Source organism: Streptomyces sp. SID14478, assembly GCF_010548525.1.
GTDB lineage: Bacteria > Actinomycetota > Actinomycetes > Streptomycetales > Streptomycetaceae > Streptomyces.
This window is the reverse complement of sequence record NZ_JAAGMG010001143.1, coordinates 1-10,230: the sequence shown is the minus strand read 5'-3', so window position 1 is coordinate 10,230 and position 10,230 is coordinate 1. Positions and strand designations below refer to the sequence as shown.

General features: G+C 70.0%; 9 protein-coding genes. 7 read left to right on the top strand and 2 right to left on the bottom strand.

The features are described from left to right. On the top strand, positions 1-490 hold a 490-nt coding region (locus tag G3I40_RS36685; RefSeq protein WP_164559155.1), incomplete at its 5' end, for an ABC transporter ATP-binding protein. Positions 491-517: 27 nt separating this feature from the next. Further along, entirely contained in the window at positions 518-1,642 is a 1,125-nt protein-coding gene (locus G3I40_RS36680) for a dipeptide ABC transporter ATP-binding protein (protein WP_164559154.1), read from the top strand. A gap of 157 nt (positions 1,643-1,799) precedes the next feature. Here G3I40_RS36680 and G3I40_RS36675 read toward each other — a convergent pair whose 3' ends face one another. Then, complete coding sequence (locus G3I40_RS36675; RefSeq protein WP_164559153.1) at positions 1,800-2,546, bottom strand: class I SAM-dependent methyltransferase; 747 nt, start codon at positions 2,544-2,546, stop codon at positions 1,800-1,802. Positions 2,547-2,678: 132 nt separating this feature from the next. On the opposite strand from G3I40_RS36675, the gene G3I40_RS36670 reads away from it, so the two are divergent. Genes G3I40_RS36670 through G3I40_RS36650 form a run of 5 tightly spaced genes read left to right on the top strand, consistent with a single transcriptional unit; the run spans position 2,679 to position 8,291 of the window. After that, on the top strand, positions 2,679-4,295 hold the full coding sequence (locus G3I40_RS36670; protein WP_164559152.1) for an ABC transporter substrate-binding protein: 1,617 nt from the start codon (positions 2,679-2,681) through the stop codon (positions 4,293-4,295). Between the two features lie 33 nt (positions 4,296-4,328). Then, entirely contained in the window at positions 4,329-5,252 is a 924-nt protein-coding gene (locus G3I40_RS36665; RefSeq protein ID WP_164559151.1) for an ABC transporter permease, read from the top strand. Further along, complete coding sequence (locus G3I40_RS36660) at positions 5,245-6,171, top strand: ABC transporter permease (protein ID WP_164559150.1); 927 nt, start codon at positions 5,245-5,247, stop codon at positions 6,169-6,171. The genes G3I40_RS36665 and G3I40_RS36660 overlap by 8 nt, the downstream gene beginning before the upstream one ends. A 7-nt stretch (positions 6,172-6,178) precedes the next feature. Beyond that, positions 6,179-7,165 carry an ABC transporter ATP-binding protein gene (locus tag G3I40_RS36655; protein ID WP_164559149.1) on the top strand — a complete coding sequence of 329 codons (987 nt, stop codon included), beginning with the start codon at positions 6,179-6,181 and terminating at the stop codon, positions 7,163-7,165. Continuing rightward, positions 7,149-8,291, top strand: a complete 1,143-nt coding sequence (locus G3I40_RS36650) for a dipeptide ABC transporter ATP-binding protein (protein WP_164559148.1) — start codon at positions 7,149-7,151, stop codon at positions 8,289-8,291. The genes G3I40_RS36655 and G3I40_RS36650 overlap by 17 nt, the downstream gene beginning before the upstream one ends. Before the next feature lie 146 nt (positions 8,292-8,437). Here G3I40_RS36650 and G3I40_RS36645 read toward each other — a convergent pair. Further along, on the bottom strand, positions 8,438-10,230 hold a 1,793-nt coding region (locus G3I40_RS36645), incomplete at its 5' end, for a prolyl oligopeptidase family serine peptidase (RefSeq protein WP_164559147.1).

Below are 10,230 nucleotides of genomic sequence, written 5' to 3'. Positions count from 1 at the left end.
AATCGCCGACGAGCCGACCACGGCCCTCGACGTGACGGTGCAGGCGCAGATCCTCGACCTGCTCAAGGACCTGCAGCAGGAGTTCGGCTCCGCGATCATCATGATCACCCACGACCTGGGTGTGGTCGCGAACATGGCCGACGACATCCTCGTGATGTACGCGGGCCGGGCCGTGGAGCGCGGTTCCACCCGCCAGGTGCTCAAGTCGCCCGAACACCCCTACACCTGGGGCCTGTTGAGCTCGATGCCGCGCCTGTCCTCGGACGTCGACGAGCCGCTGCTGCCGATCCCCGGATCGCCGCCGTCGCTGCTGAACCCGCCCTCGGGCTGCCCGTTCCACCCGCGCTGCGCGTTCACCGACAAGGTGTCCGGCAACCGCTGCTCGGGCGAGCGTCCGGTGCTTCCGGTCGGGCGCGGCTCCGCCTGCCACCTGACGGCGGATCAGAAGCAGCAGGTGTTCATCGAGACGATTCAGCCCCGGCTGGGCTGAGCAGAGACCGGCGACTGGGGCAGAACCATGAGCGAGAACAACACCACCACCACGGCGGTCGCCGACGCGATCCCCGAACAGCGCGCCGACGGCGCCGCACCGCTGCTGAAGGTCGAGGGCCTGCAGAAGCACTTCCCGATCAAGGGCGGCTTCCCGATCCGCCGCACCGTCGGTGCGGTCCGCGCCGTCGACGGCGTGGACTTCGAGGTCTACCCGGGCGAGAGCCTGGGCCTGGTCGGCGAGTCCGGCTGCGGCAAGTCGACCACGGGCCGCCTGCTGACCCGCCTGTACGAGCCCACGCAGGGCACCGTCACGTACAAGGGCCAGGACATCAGCCACGCGAGCCGCAGGCAGCTGGCGCCGATCAGGTCCGAGATCCAGATGATCTTCCAGGACCCGTACGCGTCGCTGAACCCGCGCCAGACGGTCGGCACGATCATCTCCGGCCCGATGGAGATCAACGGGATCAACCCGCCCGGCGGCCGCGAGAAGCGCGTGCGCGAGCTGCTGGAGATCGTCGGTCTCAGCCCGGAGCACTACAACCGCTTCCCGCACGAGTTCTCCGGCGGCCAGCGCCAGCGCATCGGTGTCGCCCGTGCCGTGGCCCTGGAGCCGAAGCTGATCGTCGCGGACGAGCCCGTCTCGGCACTCGACGTCTCCATCCAGGCCCAGGTGGTGAACCTTCTCCAGAAGGTCCAGCGGGAGATGGGCATCGCGTTCGTCTTCATCGCCCACGACCTGGCGATCGTGCGGCACTTCTCGCAGCGCATCGCGGTGATGTACCTCGGCAAGGTCGTGGAGATCGCCGACCGCGACTCGCTCTACCACCGTCCCCGTCACCCGTACACGCACGCGCTGATGTCGGCCGTGCCGGACGCGGACATCGACGCGGACAAGAAGGAGCGGATCCGCCTGGAGGGCGACGTCCCCTCGCCGATCTCGCCCCCGTCCGGCTGCCGCTTCCGCACCCGCTGCTGGAAGGCGCAGGACAAGTGCGCCTCGGAGGAGCCGCCGCTGGTGCAGATCCCGGGCAGCAAGCCCGGTCACCTGACGGCGTGCCACTTCCCGGAGGACCCGACCATCGAGCGCGCCGAGGACATCATCCTCGACCCCGCGCTGGCGGCGCTGGAGGAGGGCCAGGACGAGTCCTGACCCCGTTCGGTCCTCCGTGCCTGAGGCCCGGCCCTGGTGATCATCACCGGGGCCGGGCCTCAGCGTTTTCGTCCGCGGGTGCGTGGGGGCCGGTCGCGCCCCGCGGCTTCGCCACTGAGCCTGCATTTCAGGGGCGCGGGGAACCGCGTTCGACCAGTCATGACGCAGCGGCTTTCGACACCTGTTCCGCAACCCGGCACACGCTCAGGATCTCCGGGCTGGACGCAGTCACCGGTGAGCGATCCCAGTCGCCCCACCGGGACTCCACGACCAGCCCCGCCTCCGCCAGGAACCCGTCCAGCTCACCCGCCGTCAGGAACCGCAGCGTGCTGCGACTGACCTCGGCCGTGCGCCACCCCGCCCCGCGGAACGTCGTGTCGAACGTGACGGTGCGCCCGTCGAAGCCCGCGACCACCTCGTGGCCGACCCGGACCCCGTCCACCTCCACGGCCCGGTCCGGGGTCCATGACTCCCACGCCCGCCCCGCAGGGTTGCGCGTCTCGAACGCGAAGCGGCCCCCGGGCGCGAGCAGCTCCCGCACCGCCGCCAGCGACGCCCGGATCTCGGCGTCGTCCACCCACACCTGGAACGCGTGCCCGTTCATGACGACCAGGTCGAAGGCGCCCCCGGGGCGGACGTGCGGCAGTGCGCCGAGGGTCCACTCCACGTCCTGCCTGCGGCGCGCGACCGCCAGCATCCCGGGCGCCGGATCGAGCCCGCAGAGCCGTCCGGTGTGCCCCTCCTCGCGCGCGCGAGCCAGCAGCGCCCCCGTCCCGCAGCCCACGTCGAGCACCGCACCGGCGTCGTGGACGAGCCCCAGATAGAAGTCGTCGCCGCGGCCCCAGGGGTTGAGGGCGTCGTACAGCCCGGCCAGTCGCGTGTCGGTGAAGGCGTGATCGACCATCGGCCGATCCTTTCGCGCGGCGGCCGACAGGTGCGACACATTTCCCGTAAGGCCGATCTTGGAGTGCGTTATGGGTGGCTTGGGTCGATATTTAGGCGTACGTACCCCGCGACCGGTAAGAGGAGACACCCCATGCGCCACGTCCCGCGCACCGGCGCCGCGGCCCTCGCCCTGCTCCTGGTCGTCCCGTGGCTCGCCTCCTGCGGGGCCACGGCCACCGACCAGGGAGTCGTACGGGCCAAGTGGGGCGACCCGCAGAACCCGCTGGAGCCGGCCAACACGAACGAGGTCAACGGCGGCAAGGTCCTCGACATGATCTTCCGGGGCCTCAAGGTCTACAACCCCGAGACCGCCGTCCCCGAGTACGCCGTCGCCCAGTCCATCACCAGCGACGACGCCCAGAACTTCAAGGTGAAGCTGAAGGACGGCTGGAAGTTCGCCGACGGCGAGAAGGTCACCGCGCACTCCTTCGTGAACGCCTGGAACTACGCCGCGTACCTGCCGAACGCGCAGATCAGCGCCGACTTCTTCCACTACATCGACGGCTACGACGCGGTCCACCCGACCGAGGGCGCGCCCAAGGCGAAGACCCTGTCCGGGCTCAAGGTGCAGGACGACCTGAACTTCACGATCAAGCTCAACCAGAAGTTCTCGCTCTTCGCCGACCTGCTCGGCTACGCCGCGTTCTCGCCGCTGCCCGAGAAGTTCTTCACCGACCACGACGGCTGGCTCGCCAAGCCGTTCGGCAACGGCCCCTACCAGGTCACGAACTACGACCGCGGCGGCCGCATGCAGCTGCGCATCAACGAGCGGTACAAGGAAGCCAAGCCCAGGAACAAGGGCGTCGACCTGATCGTCTACACCGACGACAACACCGCGTACACCGATGTGGTGGCCGGCCAGCTCGACGTCAGCGACGCGGTCCCCGCCGAGCAGCTCAGCAACCTCCACGCCGACGTGGGCAACCGGTTCATCAACACCGCGGCCGGGATCATCCAGACGCTGATGTTCCCCATGTACGACAAGGCCTGGAACAACGCCGACGGGCTCAAGGTCCGCCAGGGCGTCTCGCTCGCCATCAACCGCGAGCAGATCACCGACAAGATCTTCCAGGGCACCCGCCAGCCCGCCAAGGACTGGACCTCGCCGGTGCTCGGCGACAAGGGCGGCTACGACCCCACGATCTGCGGGGACCGCTGCGCGTACGACCCGGTGCGGGCGAAGAAGCTGATCGAGGAGGGCGGCGGCTTCCCCGGCGGCAAGCTCAAGATCAGCTACAACGCCGACACCGGCAACCACAAGCAGTGGGTGGACGCGATCTGCAACAGCGTCAACCGGGCGCTCGGCAAGTCCGGCGCCTGCGTCGGCAACCCCGTCGGCACCTTCGCCGACTTCCGCACGCAGATCCAGAGCAAGAAGTTCGACGGCCCCTTCCGCAGCGGCTGGCAGATGGACTACCCGCTGATCCAGAACTTCCTGCAGCCGGTGTACTACACCAACGCGCCCAGCAACGACGGCAAGTGGACCGACAAGAAGTTCGACGCGCTGATCGACAAGGCCAACGCCGAGGCCGACCCCGACACCGCCATCGGCGACTTCCAGGACGCCGAGAGGATCCTGGCCCAGCAGTTGCCGGCCATCCCGCTCTGGTACCAGAACGGCACCGCCGTCTACGGCACCCGCGTGCACGACGTGAAGCTCAACCCCTTCAGCGTGCCGGTCTTCGAGGAGATGACCGTCGATGACTGAGAAGACCGTCCGCTGCTACGTGAGGGAGGTGCCATGGGGCGCTATGTGATCCGGCGGCTGTTGCAGATGATCCCGGTGTTCATCGGCACCACCCTGCTGATCTTCCTGATGGTCAACGTCATGGGCGACCCGACCGCCGCGCTGTGCGGCGACAAGGCCTGCGACCCGGCGACGCAGGCGGCGCTGAAGAGCCAGTTCAACCTGGACAAGCCGCTGTGGCAGCAGTACCTGATCTACCTCGGCAACATCTTCCAGGGCGACTTCGGCACCGCCTTCAACGGCGACTCGGTGACCTCCCTGATGGGCCGGGCCTTCCCCGTCACCATCAAGCTGACCATCGTGGCGATCATCTTCGAGATCATCATCGGCATCGGCCTCGGCGTCATCACCGGCCTGCGCCGCGGCCGCCCGATCGACACCGGCGTCCTCATCCTCACCCTCGTCGTCATCTCCGTACCGACGTTCGTCACGGGCCTGGTCGCCCAGCTGCTGTTCGGCATGGAGTGGGGGATCGTCAAACCGTCGGTGGCGTACGAGGCCCCGATCAACGAGCTGATCCTGCCCGGCCTCGTCCTCGCCTCCGTCTCGCTCGCCTACGTGACCCGGCTGACCCGCACCTCGGTCGCCGAGAACGCGCGCGCCGACTACGTCCGCACCGCGGTCGCCAAGGGGCTGCCGCGCCGGCGCATCGTCTGGCGGCACCTGCTGCGCAACTCGCTCATCCCGGTGGTCACGTTCATCGGCACCGACATCGGCGCCCTGATGGGCGGCGCCATCGTCACCGAGCGCATCTTCAACATCCGCGGCGTCGGCTACCAGCTCTACCAGGGCATCCTGCGCCAGTCGACGCCGACGGTCGTCGGTTTCGTGACCGTCCTCGTCATCGTCTTCCTGGTCGCCAACCTCCTCGTCGACCTGCTCTACGCCGTCCTTGACCCGAGGATCCGCTATGCCTGAGCCCGTCACCCCGCTCACCGTCGAGGCCCAGACCCCGCCCCCGCCGCCGGACGGCGGCAGCGCGTCGGGCGACGGCGCCCGTTCCCTGTGGTCCGACGCCTGGCAGGACCTGCGCCGCAACCCGGTCTTCCTCGTCTCGGCGCTGGTGATCCTCTTCCTCGTGGTCATCGCGATCTGGCCGGGCCTCATCGCGAGCGGCGACCCGAACGACTGCGACCTCGCCCACGGCCAGCAGTCCTCCACCTCCGGCCACCCCTTCGGCTACGACGCGCAGGGCTGCGACGTGTACACGCGCGTGGTGCACGGGGCCCGCGCCTCCGTCACCGTCGGCGTCTGCGCGACGGCCGGGGTGGCCCTGCTCGGCGGCATCCTCGGCGGACTCGCCGGGTTCTACGGGCGCTGGGGCGACGCCGTCCTGTCCCGCATCGCCGACATCTTCTTCGGCATCCCCGTCGTCCTCGGTGGCCTGGTGCTCCTGTCGGTGGTCACGTCGACGACGGTGTGGCCCGTCGTCGGATTCATCGTGCTGCTCGGCTGGCCGCAGATCTCCCGCATCGCCCGCGGCTCGGTGATCACCGTCAAACAGAACGACTACGTGCAGGCCGCCCGGACCCTCGGCGCCTCCAACTCCCGCATCATGCTGCGGCACATCCTGCCCAACGCGGTCGCCCCGGTGATCGTCGTGGCGACCATCGCGCTCGGTACGTACATCGCCCTGGAGGCCACGCTGTCCTTCCTCGGCGTGGGCCTCAAACCGCCCGCGGTGTCCTGGGGCATCGACATCTCCAACGCCGCGCCCTACATCCGCAACGCCCCGCACATGCTGCTGTACCCGGCCGGGGCGCTCGCGCTCACGGTGCTCGCGTTCATCATGCTCGGCGACGCGGTGCGCGACGCCCTCGACCCGAAGCTGAGGTAGGCCCGCCATGGCTCTGCTCGAAGTACGTGATCTGCACGTCGAGTTCAGGACCCGGGACGGCGTCGCCAAGGCCGTGAACGGCGTCAACTACACCGTCGACGAGGGCGAGACGCTCGCCGTGCTCGGCGAGTCCGGGTCCGGCAAGTCCGTCACCGCCCAGGCTGTGATGGGCATCCTCGACACGCCGCCGGGCCGCATCGCGGCCGGCGAGATCCTCTTCAAGGGACGGGACCTGCTGAAGCTCAAGGAGGAGGAGCGCAGGAAGGTCCGCGGCGCCGAGATGGCGATGATCTTCCAGGACGCGCTCAGCTCCCTCAACCCGGTGCTCAGCGTGGGGGAGCAGCTCGGCGAGATGTTCGTCGTGCACAAGGGGATGTCGCGCAAGGACGCGAAGGCGAAGGCCGTCGAGCTGATGGACCGGGTGCGGATCCCGGCCGCCAAGGAACGGGTCGGGCAGTTCCCGCACCAGTTCTCCGGCGGCATGCGCCAGCGCATCATGATCGCGATGGCGCTCGCCCTGGAGCCCGAGCTCATCATCGCGGACGAGCCGACCACCGCCCTCGACGTGACCGTGCAGGCCCAGGTCATGGATCTGCTCGCCGAACTGCAGCGCGAGCTCAACATGGGGCTCATCCTCATCACCCACGACCTGGGCGTCGTCGCCGACGTCGCCGACAAGATCGCCGTGATGTACGCGGGCCGCATCATCGAGCAGGCCCCGGTCCACGAGATCTACCAGGCGCCCGCCCACCCGTACACCAAGGGCCTGCTCGAATCGATCCCGCGCCTGGACCAGAAGGGCCAGGACCTGTACGCGATCAAGGGCCTGCCGCCGAACCTGATGAACATCCCGCCCGGCTGCGCCTTCAACCCGCGCTGCCCGATGGCCCAGGACGTGTGCCGCACGGATGTCCCGCCGCTGGCCGAGGTCTCCCCGGAACGTCGCAGCGCCTGCCACTTCTGGAAGGAGACGCTCGATGCCTCCGCACGCTGAACACGTCAGCAAGGACGACCTCAAACGCGAGGGGGAGCTCGCCGAGCACCTGCTGCACAAGGCGCAGGCCGAGACCTCGTACGCGAAGAACGGATCGGCCTCCGGACACGAACCCCTCCTGGAAGTACGGGGGCTGGTCAAGCACTACCCCCTCACCCGGGGCATCCTCATCCGCAAGCAGGTCGGGGCGGTCAAGGCCGTCGACGGCGTGGACTTCGACCTCGGGCAGGGCGAGACGCTCGGCATCGTGGGCGAGTCCGGCTGCGGCAAGTCGACCGTCGCCAAGATGCTGGTGAACCTCGAACAGCCGACGGCCGGTGTCATCAAGTACAAGGGCGAGGACATCACCAAGCTGTCGGGCCGGGCCCTGAAGGCCGTGCGCCGCAACATCCAGATGGTGTTCCAGGACCCGTACACCTCCCTCAACCCCCGGATGACGGTGGGCGACATCATCGGGGAGCCGTACGAGATCCACCCCGAGGTCGCGCCGAAGGGCGACCGCAGGAGGAAGGTCCAGGACCTGCTGGACGTGGTCGGACTCAACCCCGAGTACATCAACCGCTACCCGCACCAGTTCTCCGGCGGCCAGCGCCAGCGCATCGGCATCGCCCGCGGGCTGGCGCTGCGCCCCGAGATCATCGTCGCGGACGAGCCGGTCTCCGCGCTCGACGTGTCGGTGCAGGCGCAGGTCGTCAACCTGCTGGACAGGCTGCAGAACGAGTTCGACCTCTCCTACGTGTTCATCGCGCACGACCTGTCGATCGTGCGGCACATCTCCGACCGGGTCGGCGTGATGTACCTGGGCCGGATCGTGGAGGTCGGCTCCGACGCCGAGATCTACGACCACCCGACGCACCCGTACACGCAGGCGCTGCTGTCGGCCGTGCCCGTGCCCGACCCGGCGGCGCGCGAGCACCGCGAGCGCATCATCCTCACCGGCGACGTGCCCTCGCCCGCCAACCCGCCCTCCGGCTGCCGCTTCCGCACCCGCTGCTGGAAGGCGCAGCAGCGCTGCGCGGACGAGGAGCCGCTGCTCGCCGTCCCCGAGGTCTTCCGCGGCGGCGCCACCCCGGCCAGCCATCCGTCGGCCTGCCACTTCGCCGAGGAGAAGCAGGTCGTCCCGTAGGAGCGACGCCCCTCAACTGCCTTTACACACAGGCAACCCGCCGGACCCGGTACCGATATACGGACGGACCAAGGTGAACGACGTACGGCCGTGCGGGTGCCGTAGACCGGGCCGGAGCGCGCCATGTCGCTCCGGCCCGGTCGCCGTCACGTGAGGCCCAACGACCGCTTCAGGAAGTCCACTTGGAGCAGGAGGAGATTCTCCGCGACCTGTTCCTGCGGGGTCATGTGCGTGACCCCCGACAGCGGCAGCACCTCGTGCGGGCGGCCGTCGGCCAGCAGCGCGGAGCTCAGCCGCAGCGAGTGCGCGACCACCACGTTGTCGTCGGCGAGACCGTGCACGATGAGCATCGGCCGGTGCTGCTCCGCCGCCTCCGACAGTCCCTCGTCGGTCACCAGCGAACTGTGCGCGTACGCCTCCGGGGCCGTGGCGGGATCGCCCAGGTAGCGCTCGGTGTAGTGGGTGTCGTACAGCCGCTGGTCGGTCACCGGCGCCCCGACGACGCCCGCGTGGAAGACGTCCGGGCGGCGCAGGACGGCCATGCCCGCGAGGAACCCGCCGTAGCTCCAGCCGCGGATCGCCACCTTGGACAGGTCGAGCGGGAACCGTTCCGCCAGCGCGTGCAGCGCCGTGACCTGGTCGTCCAGGGTGAGCGTGTGGTCGCCCTGGATCGACTTCTCGCGGGCGGGCGAGATGCCGGGCGTGCCCCGGCCGTCCGCGACGATCACGGCGAAGCCCTGGTCGGCGAACCACTGCGAGGTGAGGTGCGGGTTGTGCGCCGCCACGACGCGCTGGCCGTGCGGGCCGCCGTAGGGGTCCATCAGCACGGGCAGCGGCCCGTCCCCCTCCGCGTACGAGGTGGGAAGCAGGACGGCGCACGGGATGCCGTCCGCCTCGGTGAGCGTCACGCGCGGGGTCAGGAGCGGGGCTTCGGCGTACGAGGCGATGTCGGTGACGTGCTTGCCCTCGCGCTCGACCCGGACCCGCGAGCCGGGCCGGTCCAGGGTCGCGGAGGCGAGGACCGTGAGGGCGCCCGAGCGGATCGCGGAATGCACCCCGGGCCCGGTGGAGACGCGCTGCACCCCCAGTTCGTTGACGCGGTAGACGTGGATCTCGCCGGTCTCGGGCGCCCCGGCGTCGGCGCCCGCCGAGGCGGAGACCAGCACGTCGCCGTCGCCGACGTCCAGCACGGCCCGGACGTGCAACTGCGCCCCCGTCAGCAGGCGTTCACCGACCGCGAGGACCCGCGCGCCGCCCTCGTCGGCGATCCTGACGAGCTGCCCGCTCGGTGACCAGCACGGCACCCCGGGCAGCAACTCCAGCCACTGGTCGTCCTCGTCGGCGTGCACCATCCGGGTCGAACCGCTCGCCACGTCCACCGCGAGGTACAGCGCGCTGCGCTGGTCGCGGGCCTGGACCAGGAGCAGCGGTGCGCCGTCCGCCGACCAGTGCACCCGCGCCAGGTACGGGTACGCGGCCCGGTCCCAGGAGATCTCCGTACGGCTGCCGTCGAGGGCGTACGCGAACAGCCGCACCTCCGCGTTGGGGGTGCCGGCGGCCGGATAGGCGGTGCGGACCGGCTCCCGGTCCGGGTGCGCCGGGTCGGCGATCCACCAGCGCCGCACGTCCTTGTCGTCGGCGCGGGCCACGAGCAGCCGGTCCGAGTCGGGCGACCACCAAAAGCCCCGCGGCCGGGCCATCTCCTCGGCCGCGATGAACTCCGCGAGCCCGTACGTGACCGTGTCCGACTCGGGCACGGCCAGGGCCCGGTCGTCCTCGCCCTCGGCGCCGACGACCCGCAGCGCGCCCCGTGCGACGTAGGCGACGTGCCGCCCGTCGGGGGCCGGGCGGGGGTCGATCACCGGGCCGGAAGCGGGGAGTTCGCGTGCCGTGCCCGCGCGCAGTTCCGCCGTGAAGAGCTTGCCGGACAGGGCGAACG